The following is a 25849-nucleotide window of genomic DNA, read 5'->3' as shown; positions in this document are numbered from 1 at the left end:
CGACCGGGGGCCCTCGACGCCCTCCACGCCGCGTCTTCACCAACACAACGTAATTCTCTTTTCCACCGTATGGCCTCTTGTGAACACGCTGCGCACGAAGAAGGATCGCTACGCGACACCCGGGCAGTCGGGGACGTGCGCATGCTCACCGGTGCGCGCGGGCACCGGGACCTTCCTCCACCACGGAAATGGAGTTTGCATGCGCGTGTTCGGAAAACTGCTCGTGACCATCACGGGCGCGGCACTGCTCGCCGGGGGGACGCTGACCGCCGCCCCCGGCGTGGCCCAGGCGGCACCGCAGGAGGGCATCGGTCACGAGATCAGGCCGGGGCAGCCCTACGGCGACCGCGACAGACCCAGCGACTGGCTGGGCTCCTACATGGTCGACGGCGAACAGGTCTGGTGCGTGCAGTTCGCCCTGAAGGCCCCGGACAGCGACGAGGCCTACGAGCCCGGTGACGTGCTCAAGACCAAGTGGGGAACTGCGATCCCCGACGACACCGCCGCCAACATCTCCTACCTGCTCCTGCGCTACGGCGACACGGAGTCGGCGGACGAGGCCGCGGCCCTGGCCCACCTGCTGCACTCCTGGACGGCCGCTCCGCGCACCCCCGAGGACCTCGATCGGAAGAACGACTTCCGCGAGATCGCCTACGACGTCGAGAAGCACTTCGCCAAGCTCCCCGGGGGAGCCAAGGACGCCGTGGAGCGCCTGCGGGAGGACGCCGAGGCCAACCGGGGCCCCTGGCAGGCCTCGCTGACCGAGCCCGAGGACGAGCAGGTCATCGGGGAGAGCGCCGAGTGGACGCTGCGCGTGACCCAGCGCGACGGCGACGGCGTGGGCGGGGTCCCCGTCGAGCTCGACGCCACCGACGCCGAGGTCGAGGGCCTGTCCGACGACGGCACCGTCACCACCCCCGCCGACGGTGGCCCGGTGAAGCTGCGGGTCACGCCCACGGGCCCGAACCCCGAGGTGACCGGCACGCTGGCGGCCCCGGCCGAGCGCCCCTACGTCCGGGAGGCCGTGCACAAGCCCGGCACCACCCAGCGCGTGGTCTCCACCGGCGGCGAGCAGCAGCTCACCGTCGAAGCGGCGACGACGGCGGTGACGGCTCCCGGCGTCGTCGAGATCAGCAAGATCGACTCACAGAGCCGGGACGGGATCGCCGGCGTGAAGCTGCGCGTGACCGGTCCCGACGAGAAGACGCCCGCGACCGAGCAGGACGGCACCGAACTGGTCGGTCCGGAGGGAGAGCCCCTCGTGGTGACCACGGGAAGCGACGGGACCGCCACCGTGCCGGAGCTGCGCACCCCCCAGGAGGTCTGCGTCGTCGAGACGGCACCGGCGAAGGGGTACGGGGAGGCGTTCGACCCGGCCGCACCACCGTCGGCCTGCGGCACGCTCAAGCCCGGCGAGACCCTGGCGCTGGAACTGGTCAACAAACCGAACACCCCCAGCGTGCCCATCACGATTCCCGCCGGTGACACGACCGTCGCCGCGGGCGACGTCCCCTCCGGTGACTCCGGCGACGGCGGCGCCCCGCTGGGCCTGTTCGGCCTCGGTGGCGGCCTGCTGCTCACCGGTGCCGTGGGCGGCGGTGTGCTGCTGCGCCGCCGCAGGTTCGAGACGGGACGGCAGCGGTGACCGAAGGTCGCCGTGATCGTCGACGCCTGACCGCGCTGGTGCTGGCCGGCGCGGTCGGGCTCGCCGCCGTGGTCGCCGTGGTCGCGGGGGCCCTGATGACGAACGGTGCCGTGAAGGGTGGAGCGGAGGAGGCCGCCGCACCACCTCCCTCCTCGACCGCGGAGGTCACCCGACCACCGTCCTCCCTCCCGTCGCGGGACCCCGCGGTCTCGCGGTCGTCCCCGCCGCGACCGGTGCACATCAGCGAGGGACAGCCGCCGGGGACCATCCGGTTGCCGGACGGCGGAACCGCCGAACTGGTGCACGAGGAACTCGACGAGTCCGGCACGCTGCCGATCCCGGAAAGCCTCGGCGAGGCCACCTGGTGGGGTGCGGGGCTGGACGCCTCGGAGGGGGCCACGGTGCTGGCCGGTCACGTGAACTGGAACGGCCGCACGGGCCCGTTCGCCGAGCTGTGGGACGCCTCGGTGGGGCAGCGGGTCACGGTGACCGGGCAGCGCGGCCGTGAGTTCACCTACCGGATCGCCGAGCTGGTCACCGTGGACAAGGACGAACTGCCCCGGCGGGCCACCGAACTGTTCGGGCAGGGCGGCGACCACCGCCTGGCCCTGGTGACCTGCGGCGGGCGCTTCGTCGGAGGCGACCGGGGCTACAGCGAGAACCGGATCGTCATCGCCGAACCCGTGTGACCGAGAGCGAAGCAGGCCCGACGCGAAACGGGCCCGGTGGTCGCCGACCACCGGGCCCGTTTCGCGTGCTTCTAGCGTTTCTTCTTCTGGCTCTTCTTCTTGGCGGAGGCGGCCTGCTTACCGGGGCGGTTCTTCTGCTGGGTCTTGCCACCGGGTCTGCCCCCACCCGCGGGCTTGCCGCTGAACTTGCCGACGCCGGCACCCCCGTCCGAGCGGTCGGCGTCGAGCTGCGCACCGTTGAGCTGCGCGGCCTCGGGAGCCTCGCCCTGCTCGGAGTCGTCGGCCTGCTCGGCCTTGCCGTTGCCCGCCTCGACCGGCTTCTGGCCCGGCTTCGGACGCGGCGCCTCCTTCTTCGCGGCGATGTCGGCTTCCTTCTGGCGCTGCTCCTCGCGGTCGACCTTGTTGGTCAGGAAGTGCTGCTGACCCAGCGTCCAGACGTTGTTGGCCAGCCAGTACAGCAACACCGCCAGCGGCAGGAACCAGCCCGAGATCAGCGCGCCGACCGGGGCCAGGTACATCATGACCTTGCCGATCATCGCGCTCTGCGGGTTGGCCATGGTGGCGTCGCTCTGGCGCTTGAGCGACATCCGCATGGTGAAGTACGTCGCCACCGAGGCGATGATCATCAGCGGGATGCCCACCGCGATCATCTCGGGACGTGTGGTTCCGAACTTCTCCAGCGTCTCTTCGGACTGGGTGAGCCAGTTCGACAGCTTGGCGCCGAAGATGTCGGCGTCGGTGAAGGAAACGACCCCCGACCGGTCGAAGATGAAGTTGCTCTGCGCGGTCGGATCGAAGCTGCGCAGCACGTGGAACAGGCTCAGGAATACCGGGATCTGCAGCAGCGCGGGCAGGCAGCCGCCGAGCGGGTTGACCCCCTGCTCGGACTGCAGCTTCTGCATCTCCTGCATCTGCGCCTGGCGGTCGTTCTTGTACTTCTCCCGCACCTTCTGCATCTGCGGGGCGAACTTCGCCATCTTGCGGCTGGAGCGGATCTGGCTCAGCGCGGGCTTGAGCAGGATCACCCGCAGCGAGAACACCAGGAAGAACACGGACAACGCCCAGGCGAAGCCGTTGTCCGGACCCAGCAGGAAGCCGAACACCTTGTGCCAGAACCACAGCACGGCCGAAACCGGATAGAGGATAAAGCCGAAAAAGTCAGCCACTGAAGTAACTCCTGGTCCTCACCCGGCCGTACCGGGTGCACCTGCACATCCGTGCGCCCCACCTGCGTGCAGGGCCCAGCCCCACAGGGTGCCACGGTAGACTCGATCTTGTGGCGCGGGCCGCACCGCACTCGACACCGCGGGTCACCCAGCCGGATGCTGCGGACCACGGCGGTGCACCAGTCTCGCAACTGATCAAACGACTGTCCGGAGCACGAGCCCCGTGGACTCGGAAGTCGTGAAGGCGGTCGGCCGTTCGCCACGCGACGGCCTCGATTGTACGCGCCGCACCCCCTCGGGCCGGGAAACACGCCGGATCCGACCACTGTGACGTGCCCCGCCGGAGATCGTCACAGGCCGACGACTCGAGTAACTTGTGCGGTATGTCTGCCTCCTTCGCATCGCCGGCACAGGCCTACGCCACCCTGATGGAGGGAAACCGGCGTTTCGTCGACGACGAGCGCTCGCACCCGAACCAGGGCGCCGACCGCCGGTCCGCCCTGACCTCCGGCCAGGCGCCGTTCGGCGTGCTGTTCGGCTGCTCCGACTCACGGCTGGCCGCCGAGATCCTCTTCGACCGCGGGCTGGGCGACCTGTTCGTGGTGCGCACCGCCGGCCACGTGAGCGGCCCCGAGGTGCTGGGCAGCATCGAGTACGGAGTCGGCGTGCTGGGCACGCCCCTGGTGGTGGTCCTCGGGCACGACTCGTGCGGAGCGGTCGGGGCCGCGGCGAAGACCTGCTCCGAGGGCGAGTCCCCCGGCGGTCACATCAGGGACGTCGTGGAACGGGTCACCCCCAGCGTGCTCGCCGCCCGCGCCGCCGGGGCGACCGAGACCAGCCAGCTGGTCGACGAGCACGTCCGCCGCACCGCGGACCTCCTCCTGGAGCGGTCCCCCCTGATCTCCTCGGAGGTCACGGCCGGACGCTGCGCCGTCGTGGGGTTGTCCTACCAGCTGGAGGAGGGCTCGCTGCGGCTTGTCTCCAGCCACGGCCCGCTGACCGAGGGCGCGACCACCTGATCGGAAGAGCCGTCGATCAGTCGCCGGAGTTCCGCCACACGGCCCGGTAGCGCTCGGCGGCTTCCTCGTCCATCCGGTTGCGGACGGCCGAGCCGTGTCCCGGCGGGTAGCCGTGGCGGGCCAACCGGGCGTCGACGCTTTCCACCGCACCGGTCAGCGTGACGCGCAGGACGACCAGGAGACCGAGCAGCAGCGCCCCCAGCGCCACGGGCCAAGCTCCCCCGAAGTACACGAGCACGGCGAACAGCACCGCGGCGATCGGCGCGATCCGCAGGACGCCGCGCACGACCACGCGGAGCATCCAGGTCCGGCAGGTTCCGTCGTGCAGCACCCACTCGCCGTACGCTGCCGGCAGGCGCCCGGCGTACTGGTAGTACAGCCACGACGCGGGGTGGGGGCGCTTGATCGACACACCGCCATCGTAGTCGGCCCGTCCGCTCGGACGGGTGAAACTTCGCGGGTCCCCGTCCGCACGGGCCGAACGGGCCGCGTGCGTGCCCCCGGTGGGGTTCGAACCCACACTGTGACGATTTTAAGTCGTCTGCCTCTGCCTGTTGGGCTACGGGGGCTCGGGAAGGTCGGACCCGTAGAGCGTGCCTGGTGATCCGACGGCGCGAAATCCGCCAAGCGGAGCAATGACAGCACGCACCGAGCGAATTCGACCACACCAGGGTGCTGCCCGCGGAGGCTGTCTCACCACCGAGTGAAGCATCCACGGAGCCGCACTACGGACAGTTAATCAGAAACTCGGGGCCACGTGCGGGCAACACCCGGCACGTGGCCCCGTAATACTCGACACACCGAAACCGCCGAACGGCGTGGAGCGGTCAGTCGCTGGAAGCGGCGCGCTCGAAGGCGGCCTTCGGGTCCTGGATCTGACCCATCGACACGACCTCGCGGCGGAACAGGAACGCCAGCGTCCAGTCGATGACGATCCGCGCCTTGCGGTTGAACGTGGGCATCTTGCTCACGTGGTAGGTGCGGTGCATGAACCAAGCGATGATGCCCTTGGCCTTGAAGCCGTACACGTCGGCCACACCCTTGTACAGGCCGAGACCGGCCACCGAGCCCGCGTAGGCGTGGTGGTACTCGCCGGTCTTCTTGCCCCGCAGGTGGGCGATCATGTTCTTGGCGAGCTGCTCGGCCTGACGCACCGCGTGCTGCGCCGACGGCGCGCAGGTCGCCTCCGGGTTCTCCTCGGCCTTGGACAGGTCCGGGACGGCCGAGCAGTCGCCCGAGGCCCACACGTTCGGCAGCCCATCGACCTGGAGGTGCGAGGTCGCCTTGACGCGCCCGCGCTCGTCCAGTGGCAGATCGCTGTTCTTGAGCACCGGGTTGGCCTTGACACCGGCGTTCCACACCAGGGTGTCGGTGTCGAACTCGGTGCCGTCGGAGAGCACGGCGTGACCGCCCTCGACCGACTTCAGGAAGGTGTTCAGGTAGACCGAGATGCCCCGTTCCTCCAGGGCCTTGACCGTGTAGACACCCATCTTCTCGCTGACCTCGGGCATGATCCGCCCGGCGGCCTCGATGAGGGTGAACTTCATGTCCTCGGGGTCGATGTTGTCGTAGTAACGGGTCGCGTACCGAGCCATGTCCTCCAGCTCGGCCAGCGCCTCGATGCCCGCGTAGCCACCACCGACGAAGGTGAAGTTGAGCAGCCGGTCACGCAGTCTCGGATCGAACGTGGTGGACGCCGCGTCCATCTTGGCCAACACGTGGTTGCGCAGGTAGATGGCCTCTCCGACGGTCTTGAGGCCGATACCCTGCTCGGCGAGGCCGGGGATGGGCAGCAGGCGGGAGACGGAGCCCAGCGCCACGACCAGTTCGTCGTACTCCAGGGTGTCGGTCACACCCTCGGAGTCGGCGACCGTGACCGCTTGGTCCGCGTGATTGATCTCGGTGACACGCGCGGTGAGGACATGACACCGCTTGAGCACTCGTCGCAACGGCGCTACCACGTGACGGGGCTCGACATTGCCCGCCGCCGCTTCCGGTAGGAAGGGCTGGTAGGTCATGTGCGGCTGAGGGTCGACGACCGTCACCGAAGCCTCACGACGGCCGAGCTTGGACTGAAGCTTCAGAGCGGTGTACATGCCGACGTAACCGCCGCCGATGATGAGAATCCGGGTGGGATCGGATTTACCAGCCATGTCTCCATGCTCGCACCGGCAAGCGACGACATGCGGCACACTCCCCCCAAGTGTGATCCCGGTCGCGAGTGTTTCCCATCACAGTGGACGCGCCGTGACGAAGCGAAAGCGGTGCGTGATCAACTGATAAGTGGCCGACCAGCCTCCCTGGCGACGATGTCAGGTGCTCGCCACTCTACATCACGATCAGCGACCGCGAGGCGTCGAAACCGCCACGGCGGACCCGGGGCACCCACGACCGCCACGCTCCCGCGCGAAGGGATCCACCCGCATCGGGAAAATCCCCTGACGCGACCGAGGCACCTCCGCGTCACGTTCCCCCGCGCCTGAACCGACCCGCACCCCATGCCACGACACCCGTGATCACGCCGACGACCGTTCCGACGATCACGCTGCTGAGGAAGGCGGTCGCTCGCGTGATCGCGGAATGCGCCATCCACGGCAGGTCCTCCAGGTTTCCGCCCAGCTGCGGGACGTCGCCGCCGTAGGCGTGGCCCCAGAGCACCTGGTGCCCGATCGCCAGCAGGACCCCGTGGACCGCACCGACGACCACCAGCGTCAGCACGGGTCTGGGCACCTTCGCCGCGACGGCCACGACCACCCAGCACACGAGCGGACCGAACACGAGCAGCGCGTTGACGACGGGGCCGACGAGCCCCAGGTCGTGGGTGACGACCCGGGGCACCGCCAACGCCGCGAGCAGGCCGATCGCCCACCAGGGCAATCCCAGCCGGTTCCGAACCGATGTCGTCGCGACGTTCATCGTCGACTCCTCCCGCGAGCGAACGTGTCCACGACGCTATTCGCGGGGAAGTTCCCGGCACATCGGGAAAGTCCCCGACACGTCCCCGAGAGGGCCCCTACCGGCCGGTCGCGCGGGTGTACTCCGCCGGATAGCGCTCGCCCGCGACGGCGTCCGGCGGAGTGACCGCCTCGATCGCCCTGATCTCGTCGTCGGTCAGCACGAGCTCGGCGACGGCGACGTTCTGCTCGAGGTAGGTGCGTCGCTTCGTCCCCGGGATCGGCACCACGTCGACACCGCGGTGCTGGACCCAGGCCAGCGCGAGCTGCCCCGCCGTGACGTCCCTGCTGTCGGCGAGCGTGCGCAGCGCGTCGACGATGGCCAGGTTGCGGTCGATGTTTCCCTCCTCGAACCGCGGGAACCCGCGCCGCACGTCGTCGGGGGCCAGCTCGTCGGTGGAGGTCACCGCGCCGGTCAGCAGTCCCCTGCCCAGCGGGGAGAACGGCACGATCCCGATACCGAGCTCGCGGCAGGTCGGCACGACCTCCGACTCGACGTCCCGCGTCCACAGTGACCACTCGCTCTGCAGCGCGGCGATCGGGTGCACCGCGTGCGCGCGGCGGATGCTGTCGGCACCGGCCTCGGAGATCCCGAGGTTGCGGACCTTGCCCTCGGACACCAGTTCGGACAGGGCGCCGAAGGTCTCCTCGACCGGGACTTCCGGGTCCACCCGGTGCTGGTAGTAGAGATCGATGTGGTCCACGCCGAGCCGTCGCAGCGACTCCTCGCAGCACTCCCGCACGTAAGCCGCGTCGCCGCGCACCCGCATCCCGCCGCCGGGACTGGTGATGCCGAACTTGGTCGCGAGCACCGCCTCGTCGCGCCGGTCGGCGATGGCGCGGCCGACCAACCGCTCGTTGGCACCGTCGCCGTAGACGTTCGCGGTGTCGATCAGCGTCGCGCCGAGGTCGAGCGCGCGGTGGATGGTGGCGACGGACTCGGCGTCATCGTCGTGCACGCCGTACGCGTGGCTCATCCCCATGCAGCCGAGCCCCTGGGCACCGACTTCCAGGCTTCCCAGCTTGCGTGTCGGCATGTCGTTCACGCGGATACCTCTTCTTTTGTTTCGGCTTCTCTGGTGTCGTCTTCCGCCGTGTCGTCCTCCGCCGCGGAGGCGGCCATGCGACGTTCGAGACGTTCGCAATTGTCGATCTTGTAGTCCAGTGCGTCGAGGCAGGATCGCAGTTCGGCGATGCGCTCGACCACGGCCGTTCGCTGCTCGGCCAGGATCCGCTTGCGCGCTCCCGCACCGGCCATGCCCTGGCGGCGCAGCACGGCGTACTCGTGCATCCTGCGGATCGGCATGCCGGTGGTTCGCAACTTGGTCAGGAACTCCAGCCAGGACAGGTCCGCGTCGGTGTAGATCCTGCGACCACCGCTGTCGCGGGCCGGCGGTTCGATGAGCTGGACGCGTTCGTAGTAGCGAAGAGTGTCGATGGACAGCCCGCTGTACCGGGCGGCGTCGGCTATCGAGTAGCTCACGTGGTCGACCGTACGACCTGGAGTGCACTCCAGGTCAATTCCACCGTTTCGGCCGTGCCTCGTCGCCACTGTGAGCCGGGGATCGCTGTCGCGTTGCTCGTGGCACTGAATCCCAAAGTGGTATCATCATTGACATGACCAGACAGATAGCGGTTCGCCTTCCGGACGAGCTCGTCGAGTTCATCGACGGACACGTCGAGCACGGTGACGCCAACAGCAGAGCAACCGTCGTCGCACGGGCGTTGGAACGTCAGCGCCGCCACGAGATCGCCGCCAGGGACGCCGAGATCCTGGCCCGAGCGGGCGGAGACACCGATCTCGACGACCTCGCCGAGCACGCCGCACACACGCCCATGGACGATCTCGACTGATGCGGCCGATCCACAACGCACGCCTGGACAAGACCCGCCCGGTCCTCGTTCTGACCAGAGAACTGGTACGCCCTCACCTCACTCGGGTTTCCGTGGCGCCCATTACGAGCACGATCCGGGGCTTGTCCACGGAGGTTCCGGTCGGATCGGCCAACGGGCTCGATCACGAGAGCGTGATCAGCTGCGACAACATCGTCACCATCCCCGCAGCGACCCTCGGACGACACCTCGGATATCTGCTTCCGGCGCAGGAGCCCGCGCTCGCCGAAGCCATCCGCTCCGCGTACGGGCTCGAATGAGAAGCGACCGGCGACGAGTGATCGTCCCCGTCCCGCCGGATCCTTGGCGTGGTGCGGCTCCGCGGTAAACGCCGTTCCGCCACTCGGCGATTCGCGCTAGGGTCCGATCATGGATGTGACCAGCGGAACCTCCCCGGACGCCTTCGGGGAACTCGGTGAGTTCGGCGAGCCTCCCGCCACGACCCGTGACTCCCGCGAACTGCTCGTGGGCTACCTCGACTGGTACCGCGACCGGCTCCTCCACAAGGTCGCCGGGTTGACGGACGTGCAGCTGAGAACCCCCGTGCCCCCGATGGGATGGGCTCCGCTGGGACTCGTCAGGCACCTGGGCATGGTCGAACGGCGCTGGCTGCGGTGGGGGTTCGCCGCCGAAGACGTGCTCGCCCGACTCCCAGGCGGCGACGAGGCGGAGTGGGACGCCACCTCCGAACCCACGGCCGCGATCCTGGCCGCCTACCGCGACGAAGTCGAACGCTCACGGACTCTCATCGCTCGGGCGGAGCTCGACGATCCGGCCCGCACGGGCGGTCGGTTCCGGGACCCGGAGCAAGTCCCGTCGTTGCGCAGGATCGTGTTCCACCTGTTCCAGGAGTACGCACGCCACGTGGGGCAACTCGACGTGGCGCGGGAACTCGTCGACGGCGCCACCGGTGAATGAGCCTCGGCGCGAGGGCGCTGCCGGGGACGCCGAGATCCCGGCCCGGTTCGGCGGACGCTCCGACGGAAGCGAAGCGTCGGAAGGTGAGACGGCGGACGAGCTGAGGAGCCTGCGCGAAGGACGCGACCGGGACACGGGTTCCTGCTGATGCCGGTCGTGGACGCATCGGTACCGGCCGATGCACTGTTCGATGACGGCCCCGTCGGAGACCGAGCTCGTCACGAGTCCCCCAGTCCCGCCAGCTCCTTGGCGTGGTGCAGCACGCCGCGCAGCATCTCCGGGGTGAGCAGTCCGGTCTGGGTGTTGCGCTGGCTGACGTGGTAGCAGCCGAGCAGGTGCAGGTCGGCCCCGTCGTCGGTGGCGGGCAGCCGCACGTGGGCGTCGTGGCCGAACTTCGGGCGGGGCCGGGGTACGCGCCACCCCGCGGAATCCGGTATCGGCAGCAGCGACTGCCACCCGAAGGCGCCGAGCACCACGACCACCCGCAGGGTGGGGCGCAGCAGCTCCAGCTCGCGAGTCAGCCAGCTGCCGCACGTGTCCCGCTCGCCCGGGGTCGGCTTGTTCGCCGGAGGCGCGCAGTGCACGGGCGCGGTGATGCGGGTGCTCCGCAGGGTCAGATCGTCCCCGAGGCTCTCCGAGCGCGGGTGCGAGGCCAACCCCACGTCGTACAGCGCCCGGTACAGCACCTCGCCCGAGCGATCCCCGGTGAACATCCTGCCGGTGCGGTTGGCGCCGTGGGCCGCCGGGGCCAGACCGACCACGGCGATCGAGGCGTCGTGGGGGCCGAAGCCCGGGACCGGCCTGCCCCAGTAGCCCTGGTCCCGGAACGCCGCGCGCTTCTCGCGCGCGACCCGTTCGCGCCACTCGACCAGGCGCGGGCAGGCGGTGCAGTGCGGGATCGCCGCGTCCAGCTCGGCCAGGTCGGAGCTGGCCGCCGCCACCGAACCCGGCTGCGAAACCGGGTCGGAAACCAGCTCGGAGCGCACGTCGTTCATCCCCTCACCGTGACAAAGCCCCGAGCCGCCGCGCGCAAGTAGGGTCTTGGTTATGGCAGCCAGTGAGCAAGCAGAGAACAGCGCCAAGTCTGCCCCCGAACAGTCCGGCAGTCCGGCCGAACCCGCCGACGACCTGGTCAGCACCCACCACACCGTCACCGCCGACGGCAGGACGCTGTCCTACACGGCCACCACGGGACGCGTCGTGCTCCGCGAGGAGGTCTACGACGACGGAACGTTCCGGGGCCTCAAGCCCAAGGCCGAGATGTTCATGACCTCCTACGTGGTCGACGACGCCGAACCGGGCAGCCGACCGGTCACGTTCGCCTTCAACGGCGGGCCCGGTTCGGCGAGCGTCTGGCTGCACATGGGGGTGCTGGGCCCGCGTCGGGTGCTCGCCGGGGACGCGAACCAACCCGCGGCACCTCCTTACGAGCTCACCGACAACCACGAGACGCTGCTGGCGCACAGCGACCTGGTGTTCATCGACCCGGTCTCCACCGGCTACTCGCGCGCGGTCGAGGGCGGCGAGCCCGGTGACTACCACGGTTACCAGCGCGACATCGAGTCCGTCGGCGAGCTGATCCGGCTGTGGATCTCGCGCAACACGCGCTGGATGTCGCCGAAGTACCTGGCCGGGGAGTCCTACGGCACGCTGCGCGCGGCGGCGCTGGCCGAGCACCTACAGACCCGCTACGGCATGTACCTCAACGGGCTGCTGCTGATCTCCTCGGTGCTGGACATGGGAACGGTCATGTTCACGGAGGGCAACGACCTCCCGTACGCGCTGTACCTGCCCACCTACGCCGCGATCGCGCACCACCACGGCAAGCACGGCGACCGCCCGCTGCGCGAGGTGCTGGACGAGGCCGAGGAGTTCGCCGAGCGCGACTACCCGTGGGCGCTCGCGCGCGGCGCGCGGCTGTCCGACGACGAGCGGGCGGAGATGGTGCGCAGGACCGCCGCGCTGACGGGGTTGTCCGAGGACTACGTCGACCGCGTCGACCTGCGCATCGAGCACGTCCGGTTCTTCACCGAACTGCTGCGGGACCAGCGGCTCACGGTCGGGCGGATGGACGGCAGGTTCACCGGCTGGGAGCCCGACGCGGCCGGGGAGCACTTCAGCGACGATCCCAGCATCTCCGGCATCAAGGGCGCCTACGCCGCCGCGATCAACCACTACCTGCGGGCCGAGCTGGGCTACGTCAACGACCTCCCCTACGAGCTGATCACCAGCCGGGTGCAGCCGTGGTCGTTCAAGGACTTCGAGGGCAGCTCGGTGTCGGTGACCGGCAAGCTGTCCGCGGCGATGCGGGCCAACCCGCACCTGCGGGTCCACGTCGGCTCCGGGCACACCGACGGCGCGACGCCGTACTTCGCGGCCGAGCACGTGCTCGCGCGGCTGGAGATCCCCCGGCAGCTGCGCGGCAACATCGACGTCCGCTACTACCCGGCGGGGCACATGATGTACGTGCACGAGCCCTCGCGGATCAAGCAGGCCGCCGACCTCGCCGAGTTCGTGGCGCGGTGACCCGGTGAACGGACCGTTTTGGCGGTGAGAGTGCCAAAACGGCCCGTTCACCCTTTGGGAAAGGCCCGGCTGGGTGCCGCCGGGCGCCTCCCCGCGGCCGACCTCACTTCACCACGTGCGGGTGCTGCTCGGCGAAGTGGCAGGCGCTGGGGTGGCCCTCGGCGTCGGGGTCGATCCGTCCGCCGTCCAGTCGCACCTCCAACTCCGGCTGCTGCTCGGCGCAGAGGTCCTGGGCCCGCCAGCACCGCGTGCGGAACCGGCACCCGGACGGCGGGTTGGCCGGACTCGGCACGTCCCCGCTCAGCCGGATCGTCTCGCGGCGGTCCCGCAGCTCCGGGTCGGGCACCGGCACCGACGACAGCAGCGCCTGGGTGTAGGGGTGCTGCGGGTGCTCGTAGATCTGGTCCTCGGTGCCGGTCTCGACCATCTTGCCCAGGTACATCACCGCCACCCGGTCGGACAGGTGCCGCACCACTCCGAGGTCGTGGGCGATGAAGATGTAGGACAGCCCGAACTCCGACTGCAACTCGCCGAGCAGGTTCATCACCTGCGCCTGGATCGACACGTCCAGGGCCGAGACCGGCTCGTCGCAGACGATCACCTTCGGGCGCAGCGCGAGCGCGCGGGCGATGCCGATGCGCTGGCGCTGCCCGCCGGAGAACTGGTGCGGGTACCGCCGGATGTGCCCGGGGTTGAGTCCGACGATGTCCAGCAGCTCCTGGACCCGGCGCTGCCGGTCCTCCTTCGGCGCCACCTCGGGGTGGATCTCGAAGGGCTCCCCGACGATGTCACCGACCGTCTTGCGCGGGTTGAGCGAGGTGTAGGGGTCCTGCAGCACCACCTGCATCTGGCGACGCAGTTCGCGCAGCTCGGCGCCCTTCTTGGCGAACATGTCCGCGCCCTCGAACAGCGCGGTGCCGCTGGTCGGCTGCTCCAGCCGCATCAGCACCTGGGCCAGCGTGGACTTGCCGCACCCGGACTCCCCGACCACTCCGAGCGTCTCGCCCTTGTTCAGGTCGAAGGAGACGCCGTCGACCGCGCGGACGTGCCCGATGGTGCGCTTGAACACCACCCCCTGAGTCACCGGGAAGTGCTTGACGAGGTCGCGGACCTGCAACACGGGTTCAGTCACGGCTGATCAGCTCCTCGGCGAAGTGGCAGGCACTGAGGCGGCCCGCGCCCAGGTCGTGGAGCTCGGGCCGCTTCTCGCGGCACTCGTCCTCGGCCCGGTGGCAACGCGGGTGGAACGGGCATCCGGGCGGGGTGTCGCTCGGGTTCGGCGGCAGCCCCTTGATGCTGGCGAGCTCGTGCCCCTTCATGTCCAGCCGCGGGATGGACTCCATCAACCCCTCGGTGTAGGGGTGGCCGGGCTGGGAGTACAGCGAGTGCGCGTCGGCCTGCTCCATGATCCGCCCCGCGTACATGACCACGATGCGGTCGGCCACCTCGGCGACGACGCCGAGGTCGTGGGTGATCAGGACCAGGCCCATGTCGCGCTCGCGGCGCAGCTCGTCGAGCAGGTCCATGATCTGGGCCTGCACGGTGACGTCGAGCGCGGTGGTCGGCTCGTCGGCGATGAGCAGGTCCGGGTCCAGCGCCAGCGACATGGCGATCATGGCGCGCTGGCGCATCCCGCCGGAGAACTGGTGCGGGAACTCCTTCACGCGCTGCCCGGCATTGGGGATCTGGACCATGTCCAGCATCTCGACCGCCTTGGCCATCGCGTCCTTGCGCGACATGCCCCGCCGGAAGCGGAACTGCTCGGCGATCTGGAACCCGACGGTGAACACCGGGTTCAGCGCCGACAGCGCGTCCTGGAAGATCATGGCCGTGTTCTCGCCGCGCAGCTCGCGGCGGCGCTGCTCGGTGGCCGACAGCATCTCCTCGCCCCGGTAGCGGATCGAGCCACCGGTGACGTGGCCGGGCGGGGTGTCCAGGATGCCCATCACCGTCTGGGCCGTCACGCTCTTGCCTGAACCGGACTCGCCCAGCACGGCCAGGGTCTCCCCCGCGTCGACGTGGTAGCTCACGCCGTTGAGCACGTGGGCCGTCTCCTCGCGGGAGCGGAACTCCACGTGCAGGTCGTCGACCTCCAGCAGCCGCGACTCCGGAGAGCCGCCTGCCTTCTCGTCCTTCGTGGACACAGCGGTTGCCCTCCTTCTAACTCTGCTTCGGGTCCAGCGCGTCGCGCACGGCGTCGCCCAGCATCACGAACGCCAGCACGGTGATCACCAGGAACATCGCCGGGAACAGCAGCATGTGCGGGGCGCTGAAGAGGTAGTTCTGCGAGTCGGAGATCATGATCCCCCACGAGACCACGGGGGCGCGCAGCCCCAGCCCGAGGTACGACAGCGTCGCCTCCAGACCGATGAACTGGCCGAGCGCGATCGTTGCGTAGACCATCACCGGTGCCACCGAGTTCGGCAGGATGTGGCGGAAGATGATCCTGCCGTGGCTGGCACCCAACGCCTTGGCCGCCTTGACGTAGTCCTGCTGCTTGGACGTGATCGCCGCCGAACGCATGATCCGCATGCTGATCGGCCAGGCCAGTATCCCGATGGTCACGACGACCTGGGTCATCACCCGCACCGTTCCCGGATTTCCCTCGATCCCGGCGTTGAAGGTGGACAGGATGACGATGGCGCCGAGCACGAAGGGCAGGCCGAGGAAGATCTCGGCGAACCGGGACAGGGAGCTGTCGGTCTTGCCGCCGAAGTATCCGCCCACCAGTCCGATGAGGGAACCGAGCAGCACGGCCAGCAGCGTCGAGAACACCCCGACGATGATCGAGGCGCGGGCACCGTGGATGACGCGGGCGTAGATGTCGCGCCCCAGGTGGTCGTAACCGAACCACGCCTCGCCCGACGGGTCCTGGCGCGCCTTGCTCAGCAGCTGGGTATTGGGGTCGGCACTCGCGAACAGCCCCGGGAACGCCGCGATCACGAGCAGGATCGCGATGAGGATCGCCGAAGCGATGAACAGGGGACGTCGACGCAGGTCGCGCCAGGCCTCTCCCCACAGCCCGCGCTGTTTCTCGGTTTTCCGCGGAGCCGTCCCGGCCTCGCTTTCCTCCGTGGTCGCGGAGGGTTCCAGGACGCTCTGCCGTGCTTCGCCTGAGTCAGTCATATCGAATCCTCGGATCGAGCGCCGCGTAGAGAACGTCCACGAGCAGGTTCATCAGCAGATAGACCATCACCAGCAGTGCCACGACGGCGGTGACGGTGGTGCCCTCCTGGCCGAGGATCGCGTCGTAGACCAGGCCACCGATGCCCGGGATGTTGAAGATTCCCTCGGTCACGATCGCACCGCCCATCAGGGCACCGAGGTCGGTGCCGAGGAAGGTCACGACCGGGATCAGCGAGTTCCGCAGCATGTGGATCCCGACCACCCGCCGCGGGGCGAGCCCCTTGGCCGTGGCGGTGCGGATGTAGTCCGCGCTCTTGTTCTCCAGCATGGAAGTGCGGCTGAGCCGGGAGATGTAGGCCATCGACAGGCTGCCGAGCACGAATCCTGGGAGGATCAGCTCCCCGATCCCCGGGTCCGAGCTGACCGAGGGGTCGATCCACTCCAGCTGGACGCCCAGCAGGTACTGCAGGACGAAACCCGTGACGAACACGGGAATCGCGATGAGGAACAACGTGGAGGCGAGCACCAGGCTGTCCAGGAAGCCCTTGCCCCGCAGCGCGGTGAGGACCCCGGCCGAGATCCCGATGACGCCCTCGATGACCAGAGCGATCAGGGCGAGCTTGAGCGTGACGGGATAGGCGTTCTGGATCAGCGTGCTGACCTCGATACCGGAGTAGGTCTCGCCGAAGTTCCCCGTCAGCAGATCACCGAGGTACTTGAAGTACGAGACGTAGATCGGATCGTCGAGGTTGTACTGCTGGGTCATCTCCGCGATGTAGGTGGGCGGGCAACCGCGACTGCCGCACTTGCCGGCGAACGGGTTGCCGGGAATCGCCCAGACCAGGGCGTAGATGATGAACGTCGTTCCGATGAACACGGGGATCAACTGCAACAGCCGTCGCAGTATGTAACGACCCACCGGACCTCCTTCGACAAGGACACGCCCGGTCCGCCGTCGCGGGGACGGCGGACCGGACCGCTATCGCTGTGGGTTCACTCCTTCGGCTTGGCGACCGTGAGCGTGGTCAGGGCCAGCGAGCGCCGCGGCGTCATGGTGGCCGTGGCAACCCGGTCCGACTTGCCCGCCTGGATCGGCTGCGAGTAGATCGGGATCACCGGCATGTCCTTGCTCAGCACGTCGGCCGCCTGGCCGTAGAGCTCGTTGGCCTGCTTCACGCTCGAAGCGCTGCTGGCCTGCTGCATCGCCTTGTCGAAGGCCGGGCTGGAGTACCCGCTGTCGTTGGAGGAACCACCCGTGCTGTAGAGCGGGCCCAGGAACGTCTGGATGTTGGGGTAGTCGGCCACCCAGCCGCTGCGGAACAGCCCGGTCATCTTGTGGGAGTTGATCTTCTCGCGGAACTCGCTGAAGGTCGGCACGGGCTGGAAGGCCACCTTGATGCCCAGCGTGTCGCGGATGCTGCCCGCCACGGCCTTGACCCACTCCTGGTGGCTGCCGTCGGCGTTGCTGCTGATGGTCAGCGTTCCCTGGAAGCCGCCGGCCTTCTTCAGGTACTCCTTGGCCTTGGCCTCGTCGTAGGTACACCACTGGCCGCACCTGCCGGCCTCGAACCCGTCCACCGAGGGGGCGGCCCACTCGTGCATCGCCTCACGGCTGCCCGAGAAGACGCTCTTCATGATCGATTCCCGGTCGACGGCCATCGAGATGGCCTTGCGCAGGTTCGGGTCCTGGAACTTCTCCTTGTAGAGCGGGAAGCTCAGCGTGGCGGTGAGCATGCCCTCGCGCTGGATGGCGTTGTCGCCCAGCTCCTCCTTCCAGCGCCCGCCGACCAGCGCCGAGGTGGGAACCTGCCGCTGCACGTCCAGGTTGCCCGACTTGAGGTCCTGGTAGGCCGTGGTCAGCTTCTTGTAGACCTTGAACTTGACCGCGTCGACCTGGGCCTTGTCCTCGCCCTTGTACTTGTCGTAGGAGGTCACGGTCAGGCTCTGCTTGGGCGTGCGCTTCTCGAACTTGAACGGCCCGTTGCCGATCGGGGTCTTCTCGTACTTCGCCTTGTCCTCGAAGAACACGTCCGGCATCGGCGCGAAGGCGCTGTATCCCAGGGTGGTCGGGAAGATGGTGAACGGATTCTCGAGCGTGATCGTGAAGGTGTGGTCGTCGACGACCTTCAGACCGGACATCTTCTCGGCCGTGGGCTTCGGCGGCTCCTTCGGGCCCGAGTCGCCGTCCGGGTCGCTCGGGTGCACCTCGTCGTAGCCCTGGATCTTGCTGAAGAAGCTGGCGGTCAGCTGCCCGTTCGGGGCGTAGGCGCCGTAGTTCCAGGCACGCACGAAGTTGTCGGCGGTGACTTCCTCGCCGTCGTGGAACTTCCAGCCTTCCTTGAGCTCGACGGTGTAGGTCTTCTTGTCCGGCGATGGCTCGATCGACTTCGCCATCGCGTTGTGGGGCTTGAAGGTCTTCGGCTCGTACTCGACCAGCCCGGTGAACAGCGGATCGAGGACGTTGCCGCCGTTGACCTCGGTGGTGTTGGTGGGCACCAGCGGGTTCTCCGGCTCACCCCACTGGACGACGATCGGGTCGTCCAGGGTTCCGGTTTTCTTGGTGACACCACCACTGCCACCGCCGCAACCGGCGGCCAAAAGGGCCACCGACAGCGTGGCCGCGACCGGCGCGGCCATGCGTGTTCTGCGCATCGAGTTCCTCCCACGTCCCGCGTGGCTCCCGCGCGGGTATGCGGGAGCACCACGCCGGCGGCGCTGTTCACCGCCTTGTCAGTCGTCGGTAAACATAAGGGAGATGCAGCTCACGACAATGCGATGTCATTAACCCGTCATCTTCTGACTCGATACAGCAGGTAATTCACCCAGAAGATGGAACGCGAGTGTCCACATAACGGGAATCCGAGTGCGTGAGAATGCTACTCGGTCAGCGACAGGGCGATACCGTCGAGGATGTCGTGCTCACTGACGGTGAGCCCGGTGATCCCGGCTCGTTCGGCCAGCTCGTCGGCGAGCACCTTGACCACCAGCGCCCCGCCGCCGATGACGTCCACCCGCCCGGGGTGCATCGGACCGATGGCCGCGCGCTGGTCGTGGTTCATCTCCAGCAGCGAGCGCTTCGTGTCCTCCAGGCTCCGGCGGGACAGGTGAGACAGGTGAATCGCCGCGGGGTCGTAGCTGTCCAGCCCCTGGGCGATCGCCGAGAACGTGGTGACCGTGCCCGCCACCCCGACCCAGGTGCGGGCCCGCGAGGAGTCGACCGCGGCGAAGGCCTCGTCGAGCACCCCACGAGCGACCTTCTCCGCCTCCGCCACCTGCTCGGCGGTCGGCGGGTCGGCGTGCAGACAACGCTCCGTGAGCCGCACGGAACCGACATCGGTCGAGAAGGACGCCTCGACCCGAGCTTGAGCCCCGTCCCACGTCCCGAGAACGAGTTCGGTGGAGCCACCGCCGATGTCGGTCACCACGAACGGACCGTCGCTCGGGTCGAGATCGCCGACGGCGCCGACGAAGGACAGGTGGGCCTCCTCGCTGCCGGTGATGATCTCGGCGTCCACACCGAGCGTCTCGCGCACCATCGCGAAGAACTCCTCGCGGTTGGCGGCGTCCCGGGTCGCCGAGGTGGCCACCATCCGCGTGCGCTCGGTGTTCTCGCGGCGGATGGTCGCGGCGTAGTCGGTGAGCGCGCCCCTGGTTCGCTGGACGGCCTCGTCGGCCAGCCGCCCCGTCGCGTCCACCCCCTGGCCGAGCCGGACGATGCGCATCTCGCGATGCACGTCACGCAGCGCGCGGGTGCCGTCGTCGTGGATCGTCACATCCGCGATCAGCAACCGGATCGAGTTCGTCCCGCAGTCGATCGCCGCCACCCGTGGCATCAGTTTCCTCCTCCGGAGCACCGGGGTACTTCCCCGATCACCTACCACGCTACGCAGTAACCGGGACTCCTCGACGCGGCCCGGGGCCGTGGCGATTTTCCCTAAAGTTGTGCCACAACTTTAGGGAAAATCGCACGAACCCCGGCACGGCTCCGGCTGAGGTTTCGCTACCCGTGCCGCCACGCGAACCGACCCGTGCACTCTAAAGAGACCAGCGACGGGCGATCTCTTCCAGCGCTTCGTCTCCGAAGGGGTTCACTCCGGGGCCGACGGCCAGGGAGTGGGCGACGTGCACGTGCAGGCACTTCACCCGGTCGGGCATCCCGCCCGCGCTCACGTCGGTGCCCAGCGGTTCGATCGCGTCGCGGTCGGCGAGGTAGCAGCTGTGCGCGTGGCGGTAGCGCTCGGCCAGCTCCGGCTCCTCGGCGAGGCGGTCGGTCATCTCCCGCATCCTCCCCTCGGACTCCAGGGTCGAGACCGGAGCGACCAGCCGCGGCGAGGTCAGGTAGTACAGCGTCGGGAACGGCGTCCCGTCCTCCAGCCGCGGATTGGTGATCACGACGGCCGGTTCCCCCGCGGAGTCGCGGGCGGCGACCGCCCGCGCCCCTCGTGGCGGGCGTCCGAGCTGCCGCTCGACGATCTCCCGGTCACTCTCTGTGATCGGCGTGAGCGACACCGTCACGAACCTCCTCCTGTCAACGACTGCCACAACTGCTGGTACCACGGAACGTCCTTCGGCTTCGGCGCCGGCTCGGGCTTCTCCGGTTTCTTGCCCGGAGGCAGGTGCACGACGTAGGGCGTCTCGCCCGGCCGCACCAATCCCAACCGCCTGCGCGCCTCGGCCTCCACGTGCTGGGGATCGGACAACATGTCCTTGCGTTTGGACAGCTCGTGCACGTCCTCGGCCAGCTCGGCCTGTTGCTGCTGCTTGGCCTGCAACTCGTCGCGCTGGCTCATGTAGGTGCGCAGCGGGACCGACACGCTCAGCGCCATCGCGCACACCAGTATCGCCAGCACCGCCGCCCGACGGGTGGAGGCCAGCTTGAAAGCCCCACCGGTACCGGGACGCGGTCGGGTGGAGCGCTGCCCACCCGACCGCGCGGAACGGGCGCGTTCGGAGCGGCGCGCCGAGGTGTTGGTTCCCCGACCGCGCCGCCCGCCCTGCTGCTCGCGCCCGGTCGGCACTTACGACTCCGAGGACGTGAATCGGGGGAAGGCCAGTTCACCGGCGTAGCGAGCCGCGTCGCCGAGGGTCTCCTCGATGCGCAGCAGCTGGTTGTACTTGGCGACCCGCTCGCTGCGGGCCGGGGCGCCGGTCTTGATCTGCCCGCAACCGGTGGCCACGGCCAGGTCGGCGATCGTGGTGTCCTCGGTCTCGCCGGAACGGTGGCTGAGCATGCTGCGGTAGCCGCCGGAGTTGGCGAGGTTGACCGCGTCCAGGGTCTCCGAGAGCGTGCCGATCTGGTTGACCTTGACCAGCAGGGCGTTGCCCGCGCGGCGGTTGATGCCCTCCTCCAGCCGGTCGGGGTTGGTGACGAACAGGTCGTCGCCGACGATCTGCACCCGCTCACCCAGCTGGGAGGTCATCTTCGCCCAGCCGTCCCAGTCGTTCTCCGACAGCGGGTCCTCCAGGGAGACCAGCGGGTAGGAGTCCAGCAGCTCGGTGTAGTAGCTCACCATCTGCTCGGCGCTGCGCTCGGACTTCTCGAAGTGGTAGACGCCGTCGCTGTAGAACTCGCTGGCGGCCACGTCCAGGGCCAGCACGATGTCGCGCCCCAGCTTGTAGCCGGCCTTGTCGACCGCGGTGCCGATCAGGTCCAGCGCCTCGCGGTTGTTCGCCAGGTCGGGGGCGAAGCCGCCCTCGTCGCCCAGCCCGGTGCCCAGGCCCTTGGACTTCAGCACCGACTTCAGCGCCTGGTAGGTCTCCGCGCCCCAGCGCAGTGCCTCGGAGAACGAGTCCGCACCGATCGGGGCGATCATGAACTCCTGGACGTCCACCCCGGTGTCGGCGTGAGCGCCGCCGTTGAGGATGTTCATCATCGGTACCGGCAGCACGTGGGCGTTCGGGCCGCCCACGTAGCGGAAGGGCTCCAGGCCCGTGGACTCGGCCGCTGCCTTGGCCACGGCCAGCGAGACCCCGAGCACGGCGTTGGCGCCGAGCCGGGACTTGTCCGGGGTGCCGTCCAGGTCGAGCAGCTTCTGGTCCACCACCCGCTGCTCGATCGCCTCGACCCCGGAGAGCGCCGGGTCGATCTCGTCCAGTACCGCCGCGACGGCCTTCTCCACGCCCTTGCCGCCGTAGCGGGCGGGGTCACCGTCGCGCAGCTCGACGGCCTCGTGCTCGCCGGTCGACGCGCCCGAGGGAACCGCGGCGCGGGTCAGCGTGCCGTCGTCCAGCGCCACCTCGACTTCGACGGTGGGATTACCGCGCGAGTCCAGGATCTCGCGGGCGCCGACCTGCTCGATGATCGCCACGTGTGCTCCTAATCAGCCTGTGAACTATGGACGTTGCGGCCGAGCGCGGCTCGGTGTGACTCGAACGCCCGACGACCACCTCCGAGCCTATCGCCGATCCGCCTCGTGTTCGCCGGGGACTCGCCCCGATCGTGGTTCCCGTCGCCGTTTTCCGTGACCGCGCAGCGGTGGAGGAGACACCGATCACCGAGGTACCGTGACGGGGCCCGGAAGGGTGACCGGAAAAGTCCACGGGAAGCGGCGGCCCATGAGTAGCGGCGATATCGTGGAAGCTTTCCGCCAAGCGGAAACCCTGGTGACGCAGCGCAGACCCCTGGAGGCGCTGCGCGTACTGGAACCCGTCCTCGACACCGCCTCCGACAAACCCAGCGTGCAACTGCTGCTCGGACGCGCGTACCTGTTCTCCGCGCAGTTGCACCGCGCCGAGCGAGCCTTCGCACGGGTGATCGAACTCGATCCCTCCGACCACTACGCGCGGCTGGTGCTGGGCCGCACCCTGCAACGGCAGGGGCGGCTCGACGAGGCCCAGACCCAGATACGGCTGGCCGCCACCATGTACCCGGACCCCGCCTACCAGGAGATGCTCGGGGAGATCAACGCACGCATCGCCGTCAACGGCAACGGCAACGGCAACGGCAACGGCAACGGCAACGGCAACGGCTGAGGTTCCCCCACCCGACCCCTGCGCGAGCCACTCCGCGAACCCTCCTCATCGCCTGCGGTTGACGGCGTTGGCGTAGGTCTCGGCCAGGGCGAAGACCCGCTGCCCGTAGGCCACCGAGTTGTTGTACGACAGCACTCCGGCCCACCAGCCCCGACCGGTGCTCATGTCGCGCCCGCCCGCGCACAGGTACCTGGCGGCGGCCATCGCGGCGTCGTCGAGATCCTGCGGGTCACCGGTGCCGTCCCCGTCACCGTCGGTGGACCACTTCGCCCAGGTCGAGGGGATGAACTGCATCGTCCCCACGGCCCGGTCGTGCACCGGGTCCCCGTCGATCCGACCGTCGTCGGTGTCACCGATGGCACGCACCTCGGGGCCGCCGTCGAGAGCGACACCGATGATCGGACTCGACGGCCGACCGTCCGCCCCCAGGCTGCGGTCCCCGTACCGTCCGTGATCGGACTCGACGCGCCCGATCCCCGCGAGAGTGGCCCAGGAGATCCGGCACTCCGACCGGTACTCGCTCATCGCCAGATCGGCGTTGACGTAAGCCACCAGCGCCCGCGCGGGCACGTCGACTCCTGCGGCCACCCGGTTGGCCCACTCTCGCACCGGCTCGGCCTCCGCACGAGGCTCGGCCTCCGTGCGTGGCTCGGCCTCCGCACGTGGCTCGGCCTCCGCACGAGGTTCGGCCTCCGCACGTGGTTCGGGCTCCGCACGTGGTTCGGGGGCGGGTTCACGCACGGGAGGCGCCGACGATCCCGGCCGCACCGGCGCCGGCTCGACCTCCCGCTCGGGCAGCGGCCCCGCCACCGGCGCCGGGCTCGGTCGTGCGAACTCGGCGAGCAGGCCGACGCCGAACACCATCAGTCCGAGCAGCGACAGGGCGAACGTCAGCCGCCCGGTGGCCGCCAGCACTCGGCGGAGGGGGGTGCTCGCCGTCGTGGGACGGATCACCCGACCAGGCTGGATCACTCGGACAGGCTACGTGCCCGATCAGTCGTTGCCGAGGGGTCGCGACCGTTCCGCCCCGATCAGTCGGTGACTGCGCCCGCCGTAGTAGTCGGCGTGGTTGAGCACCTGCTGGCCGTACTCCTCGCTGGCGTTGTACTCCAGCAGCGCTTTCCAGTACTGCTGGGGCTCGCGCAGATCACCGGCGGAGTCGCACAAGTAGTTGCCCGCGGCCAGGGCGGCGTCGTCGATGTCGTCGGGGTCGGCGGCACCGTCGGCATCGGCGTCGACGGCCCACCGGTTCCACGTGGTGGGGATGAACTGCAACGGCCCCACGGCCCGGTCGTAGACCTCGTCTCCGTCGAGGACGCCGTCGTCGGTGTCGTGGATGGTCTTGATGCCTTCGCGCCCGTCCAGCGGCATCCCCCGAATCGGGGTGCTCGGCCGTCCGGTCTCGTCGAGGTCCGCCCCTCCGTAACGGCCGTGGCCGGACTCCACGGCACCGATCCCGGCCAACACGGTCCAGGTCAGCCCGCAGGTGGGTTCGGTGACCTCCAGCACGCTGGCGGCGTAGCCGTAGGCCTCCAGCGCGGCCTCGGGAATGTTGAGCTCGTCGGACATCGACCTCGACCACCCGGTGAGCTGGCCCTGCGGTCTGTCCTCGGGCGGACGCGGCGGCGCGTCCGCGGGCAGCACGTGCACGGCCGGGGGCTCGACGCCGGGATCCGGCGGTGCCGAGGCCACGGGCAGTGGATCGGGCGGGATGCTGGGCGTGGGCTGCTGCTGGTGGTCGTCGAGTCTCCGCAGCACGACCCAGGACAACAGCACCAGCACGACCATGATCGCCGCCCCCAGGACCCGGAGCGACCACGTCCGGACCGGACTCGATTGCGATGACACCCTTGTCTCCCCTCGACAACCACCCCAGTGTGCCCGTTCGGCCCGCCGATGGTGCGGTTTCTCGTCACACGCCCGGCGTTCACGGTTCACTCCGAGCCCGGCCAACAGCTCCACCACTGCTCGGCCGTCAGCTCCGGTGGTTGGTGACCGGTCCGCCGCGCGCGCTGTTCGGCCACGCGCACCCGCTCGACGAAGTCCAGGGCCACGGCGCGGAGGTCGTCCTCGGGGTCGGCGGCGTCCTGGGCGGCCTGAGCGGCCAGCGCGAACAGCCGGGCACCGACCGTTTCACCCCGTGGCAGCAGCTCGGCGGGCAGGTCCGCCCGGGAGGCCCGCTGGGCGAGCTTGGCCGCCAGCGCCACGGCGGGCTGGCCGAGCGCGACACCGTCCACGAGGGAGTCGCGGCGCTTCTCCCGCTGCTTGAGCTCCTCCCAGCGCAGCTGCTGGGACTCGGCGCTGTGGAGCGGCTCCCCGTCGGCGAACACGTGCGGGTGCCGGGAGATCAGCTTGGTGACCAGGCTCGCCGCCACCTCGTCCACTCCGAACGGGTCACCGTCGTCCTCGGCGGCCACCCGCGCGTGGAACAGCACCTGCAGCAGGACGTCACCCAGCTCCTCGCGCAGCGCCGCGCGGTCCTGGCGCTCCAGCGCGTCCAGCAGCTCGTAGGTCTCCTCCACGAGATAGCGCCGCAGCGACTCGTGGGTCTGCTCGGCGTCCCACGGGCAGCCTCCCGGGGAGCGCAGCCGGTCCATCACGGCCACCGCCTCCAGCAGCTCCACTCCGGCCGGGGGCGTGGAACCGACCCACCGGGCTCCCCCGCCGCGCAACGCCTCGGCCGCGCCGGAAGCGGGATCGGCGGTGACGAGCACGACGGGCTCGCGAGCGGCCCGCGTCAGCAGGTCGACCGGCGACGGAGTCGGCGTCGCGCCCAGCGCGGTGCGGGTCTCCTCGGACAACCCCGCATCGGCGTGGACGGTGGCGGCTCCGCGCAGCAGCGGCGCGGCGGCAGCGGGCAGCACATCGCCCAAGCGGTCGTCGATGACGATGACGGCGCAGCCGGTGACCGGCTGATGCGCGGTGCTCATGCCGCGATTGT

General features: G+C 69.3%; 27 protein-coding genes and 1 tRNA gene. 8 read left to right on the top strand and 20 right to left on the bottom strand.

Annotated elements, in window-relative coordinates; all coding sequences use genetic code 11:
• The first annotated feature begins 199 nt into the window (after positions 1-199).
• Both FHX42_RS00915 and FHX42_RS00910 read left to right on the top strand, forming a co-directional pair.
• Complete coding sequence (locus FHX42_RS00915; protein WP_182542187.1) at positions 200-1645, top strand: hypothetical protein; 1446 nt, start codon at positions 200-202, stop codon at positions 1643-1645.
• Positions 1642-2334, top strand: coding sequence for a class F sortase (locus tag FHX42_RS00910; protein ID WP_328795823.1), 693 nt, complete (start codon positions 1642-1644; stop codon positions 2332-2334). Before FHX42_RS00915 ends, FHX42_RS00910 begins: the two co-directional genes overlap by 4 nt.
• Positions 2335-2405: 71 nt before the next feature.
• On the opposite strand, the gene yidC is transcribed toward FHX42_RS00910, so the two are convergent.
• Complete coding sequence (yidC, locus tag FHX42_RS00905; protein WP_182542186.1) at positions 2406-3500, bottom strand: membrane protein insertase YidC; 1095 nt, start codon at positions 3498-3500, stop codon at positions 2406-2408.
• Positions 3501-3883: 383 nt separating this feature from the next.
• Between yidC and FHX42_RS00900 the strand changes: the two genes are divergently transcribed.
• Complete coding sequence (locus FHX42_RS00900; protein ID WP_182542185.1) at positions 3884-4519, top strand: carbonic anhydrase; 636 nt, start codon at positions 3884-3886, stop codon at positions 4517-4519.
• Positions 4520-4535: 16 nt separating this feature from the next.
• On the opposite strand, the gene FHX42_RS00895 is transcribed toward FHX42_RS00900, so the two are convergent.
• The 6 genes from FHX42_RS00895 to FHX42_RS00870 form a co-directional block, all read right to left on the bottom strand.
• Positions 4536-4931 (bottom strand): DUF5313 family protein, encoded by a 396-nt coding sequence (locus FHX42_RS00895; RefSeq protein WP_182542184.1) that lies wholly within the window; start codon positions 4929-4931, stop codon positions 4536-4538.
• An 83-nt stretch (positions 4932-5014) separates the two neighbouring features.
• Positions 5015-5088: transfer RNA gene (locus tag FHX42_RS00890), tRNA-Leu, on the bottom strand.
• A 258-nt stretch (positions 5089-5346) separates the two neighbouring features.
• The gene (locus tag FHX42_RS00885) at positions 5347-6672 is read right to left on the bottom strand and encodes an NAD(P)/FAD-dependent oxidoreductase (protein ID WP_182542183.1); all 1326 of its coding nucleotides are present in this window, start codon (positions 6670-6672) and stop codon (positions 5347-5349) included.
• A gap of 310 nt (positions 6673-6982) precedes the next feature.
• A complete protein-coding gene (locus FHX42_RS00880; RefSeq protein ID WP_182542182.1) occupies positions 6983-7435 on the bottom strand; it encodes a hypothetical protein in 453 nt (150 codons plus the stop codon).
• Between the two features lie 97 nt (positions 7436-7532).
• The gene (locus tag FHX42_RS00875; RefSeq protein ID WP_182543418.1) at positions 7533-8510 is read right to left on the bottom strand and encodes an aldo/keto reductase; all 978 of its coding nucleotides are present in this window, start codon (positions 8508-8510) and stop codon (positions 7533-7535) included.
• 5 nt (positions 8511-8515) lie between these two features.
• Complete coding sequence (locus FHX42_RS00870; protein ID WP_182542181.1) at positions 8516-8956, bottom strand: MerR family transcriptional regulator; 441 nt, start codon at positions 8954-8956, stop codon at positions 8516-8518.
• Positions 8957-9090: 134 nt separating this feature from the next.
• Between FHX42_RS00870 and FHX42_RS00865 the strand changes: the two genes are divergently transcribed.
• The 3 genes from FHX42_RS00865 (at position 9091) to FHX42_RS00855 (ending at position 10284) form a co-directional block, all read left to right on the top strand.
• On the top strand, positions 9091-9327 hold the full coding sequence (locus tag FHX42_RS00865; RefSeq protein ID WP_182542180.1) for a ribbon-helix-helix domain-containing protein: 237 nt from the start codon (positions 9091-9093) through the stop codon (positions 9325-9327).
• Positions 9327-9626 (top strand): type II toxin-antitoxin system PemK/MazF family toxin, encoded by a 300-nt coding sequence (locus FHX42_RS00860; RefSeq protein ID WP_182542179.1) that lies wholly within the window; start codon positions 9327-9329, stop codon positions 9624-9626. The genes FHX42_RS00865 and FHX42_RS00860 overlap by 1 nt, the downstream gene beginning before the upstream one ends.
• 109 nt (positions 9627-9735) lie before the next feature.
• Complete coding sequence (locus FHX42_RS00855) at positions 9736-10284, top strand: DinB family protein (RefSeq protein WP_182542178.1); 549 nt, start codon at positions 9736-9738, stop codon at positions 10282-10284.
• A gap of 218 nt (positions 10285-10502) precedes the next feature.
• On the opposite strand, the gene FHX42_RS00850 is transcribed toward FHX42_RS00855, so the two are convergent.
• A complete protein-coding gene (locus FHX42_RS00850; RefSeq protein ID WP_182542177.1) occupies positions 10503-11279 on the bottom strand; it encodes a uracil-DNA glycosylase in 777 nt (258 codons plus the stop codon).
• A 52-nt stretch (positions 11280-11331) separates the two neighbouring features.
• Here FHX42_RS00850 and FHX42_RS00845 point away from each other — a divergent pair, with 52 nt between their 5' ends.
• Entirely contained in the window at positions 11332-12810 is a 1479-nt protein-coding gene (locus FHX42_RS00845; protein WP_182542176.1) for a S10 family peptidase, read from the top strand.
• A gap of 103 nt (positions 12811-12913) precedes the next feature.
• Here FHX42_RS00845 and FHX42_RS00840 read toward each other — a convergent pair whose 3' ends face one another.
• The 9 genes from FHX42_RS00840 to eno form a co-directional block, all read right to left on the bottom strand.
• A complete protein-coding gene (locus tag FHX42_RS00840; protein ID WP_182542175.1) occupies positions 12914-13942 on the bottom strand; it encodes an ABC transporter ATP-binding protein in 1029 nt (342 codons plus the stop codon).
• Positions 13935-14954, bottom strand: coding sequence for an ABC transporter ATP-binding protein (locus FHX42_RS00835; RefSeq protein ID WP_182542174.1), 1020 nt, complete (start codon positions 14952-14954; stop codon positions 13935-13937). The genes FHX42_RS00840 and FHX42_RS00835 overlap by 8 nt, the downstream gene beginning before the upstream one ends.
• Before the next feature lie 16 nt (positions 14955-14970).
• Entirely contained in the window at positions 14971-15936 is a 966-nt protein-coding gene (locus FHX42_RS00830; RefSeq protein ID WP_182542173.1) for an ABC transporter permease, read from the bottom strand.
• Positions 15929-16855 carry an ABC transporter permease gene (locus tag FHX42_RS00825; RefSeq protein ID WP_182542172.1) on the bottom strand — a complete coding sequence of 309 codons (927 nt, stop codon included), beginning with the start codon at positions 16853-16855 and terminating at the stop codon, positions 15929-15931. Before FHX42_RS00825 ends, FHX42_RS00830 begins: the two co-directional genes overlap by 8 nt.
• A gap of 74 nt (positions 16856-16929) precedes the next feature.
• Complete coding sequence (locus FHX42_RS00820) at positions 16930-18588, bottom strand: peptide ABC transporter substrate-binding protein (RefSeq protein WP_182542171.1); 1659 nt, start codon at positions 18586-18588, stop codon at positions 16930-16932.
• Between the two features lie 224 nt (positions 18589-18812).
• A complete protein-coding gene (locus FHX42_RS00815; RefSeq protein WP_182542170.1) occupies positions 18813-19769 on the bottom strand; it encodes a Ppx/GppA phosphatase family protein in 957 nt (318 codons plus the stop codon).
• A 202-nt stretch (positions 19770-19971) separates the two neighbouring features.
• Positions 19972-20445 carry a DUF501 domain-containing protein gene (locus FHX42_RS00810; protein ID WP_182543417.1) on the bottom strand — a complete coding sequence of 158 codons (474 nt, stop codon included), beginning with the start codon at positions 20443-20445 and terminating at the stop codon, positions 19972-19974.
• Positions 20446-20447: 2 nt separating this feature from the next.
• Positions 20448-20954 carry an FtsB family cell division protein gene (locus tag FHX42_RS27220; RefSeq protein ID WP_182542169.1) on the bottom strand — a complete coding sequence of 169 codons (507 nt, stop codon included), beginning with the start codon at positions 20952-20954 and terminating at the stop codon, positions 20448-20450.
• Positions 20955-22244, bottom strand: a complete 1290-nt coding sequence (gene eno, locus FHX42_RS00800) for a phosphopyruvate hydratase (protein ID WP_182542168.1) — start codon at positions 22242-22244, stop codon at positions 20955-20957.
• A gap of 247 nt (positions 22245-22491) precedes the next feature.
• On the opposite strand from eno, the gene FHX42_RS00795 reads away from it, so the two are divergent.
• Positions 22492-22908, top strand: a complete 417-nt coding sequence (locus FHX42_RS00795; protein ID WP_182542167.1) for a tetratricopeptide repeat protein — start codon at positions 22492-22494, stop codon at positions 22906-22908.
• 45 nt (positions 22909-22953) lie between these two features.
• On the opposite strand, the gene FHX42_RS00790 is transcribed toward FHX42_RS00795, so the two are convergent.
• The 3 genes from FHX42_RS00790 to FHX42_RS00780 all read right to left on the bottom strand — a co-directional run bounded on the left by FHX42_RS00790 (position 22954) and on the right by FHX42_RS00780 (position 25838).
• Positions 22954-23880 carry a lytic murein transglycosylase gene (locus FHX42_RS00790; protein WP_328795822.1) on the bottom strand — a complete coding sequence of 309 codons (927 nt, stop codon included), beginning with the start codon at positions 23878-23880 and terminating at the stop codon, positions 22954-22956.
• Positions 23881-23901: 21 nt separating this feature from the next.
• A complete protein-coding gene (locus tag FHX42_RS00785) occupies positions 23902-24756 on the bottom strand; it encodes a lytic murein transglycosylase (RefSeq protein ID WP_328795821.1) in 855 nt (284 codons plus the stop codon).
• Between the two features lie 86 nt (positions 24757-24842).
• Complete coding sequence (locus FHX42_RS00780) at positions 24843-25838, bottom strand: MazG family protein (protein ID WP_182542166.1); 996 nt, start codon at positions 25836-25838, stop codon at positions 24843-24845.
• Positions 25839-25849: the final 11 nt, after the last annotated feature.

It is taken from the genome of Halosaccharopolyspora lacisalsi (genome assembly GCF_014137975.1).
In the GTDB taxonomy this organism is placed as follows: Bacteria; Actinomycetota; Actinomycetes; order Mycobacteriales; family Pseudonocardiaceae; genus Halosaccharopolyspora; species Halosaccharopolyspora lacisalsi.
Note: the sequence above shows the minus strand (reverse complement) of the source record. Positions and strands in the feature narration are given on the sequence as shown.

Coding starts and splice junctions, on each gene's coding strand:
- FHX42_RS00880 (WP_182542182.1), bottom strand. CDS start 7,435: ATGAACGTCGCGACGACATCGGTTCGGAACCGGCTGGGATTGCCCTGG.
- FHX42_RS00885 (WP_182542183.1), bottom strand. CDS start 6,672: ATGGCTGGTAAATCCGATCCCACCCGGATTCTCATCATCGGCGGCGGT.
- FHX42_RS00875 (WP_182543418.1), bottom strand. CDS start 8,510: ATGCCGACACGCAAGCTGGGAAGCCTGGAAGTCGGTGCCCAGGGGCTC.
- FHX42_RS00855 (WP_182542178.1), top strand. CDS start 9,736: ATGGATGTGACCAGCGGAACCTCCCCGGACGCCTTCGGGGAACTCGGT.
- FHX42_RS00850 (WP_182542177.1), bottom strand. CDS start 11,279: ATGAACGACGTGCGCTCCGAGCTGGTTTCCGACCCGGTTTCGCAGCCG.
- FHX42_RS00830 (WP_182542173.1), bottom strand. CDS start 15,936: ATGACTGACTCAGGCGAAGCACGGCAGAGCGTCCTGGAACCCTCCGCG.
- FHX42_RS00900 (WP_182542185.1), top strand. CDS start 3,884: ATGTCTGCCTCCTTCGCATCGCCGGCACAGGCCTACGCCACCCTGATG.
- FHX42_RS00795 (WP_182542167.1), top strand. CDS start 22,492: ATGAGTAGCGGCGATATCGTGGAAGCTTTCCGCCAAGCGGAAACCCTG.
- FHX42_RS00820 (WP_182542171.1), bottom strand. CDS start 18,588: ATGCGCAGAACACGCATGGCCGCGCCGGTCGCGGCCACGCTGTCGGTG.
- FHX42_RS00915 (WP_182542187.1), top strand. CDS start 200: ATGCGCGTGTTCGGAAAACTGCTCGTGACCATCACGGGCGCGGCACTG.
- FHX42_RS00780 (WP_182542166.1), bottom strand. CDS start 25,838: ATGAGCACCGCGCATCAGCCGGTCACCGGCTGCGCCGTCATCGTCATC.
- FHX42_RS00860 (WP_182542179.1), top strand. CDS start 9,327: ATGCGGCCGATCCACAACGCACGCCTGGACAAGACCCGCCCGGTCCTC.
- FHX42_RS00865 (WP_182542180.1), top strand. CDS start 9,091: ATGACCAGACAGATAGCGGTTCGCCTTCCGGACGAGCTCGTCGAGTTC.
- FHX42_RS00815 (WP_182542170.1), bottom strand. CDS start 19,769: ATGCCACGGGTGGCGGCGATCGACTGCGGGACGAACTCGATCCGGTTG.
- FHX42_RS00845 (WP_182542176.1), top strand. CDS start 11,332: ATGGCAGCCAGTGAGCAAGCAGAGAACAGCGCCAAGTCTGCCCCCGAA.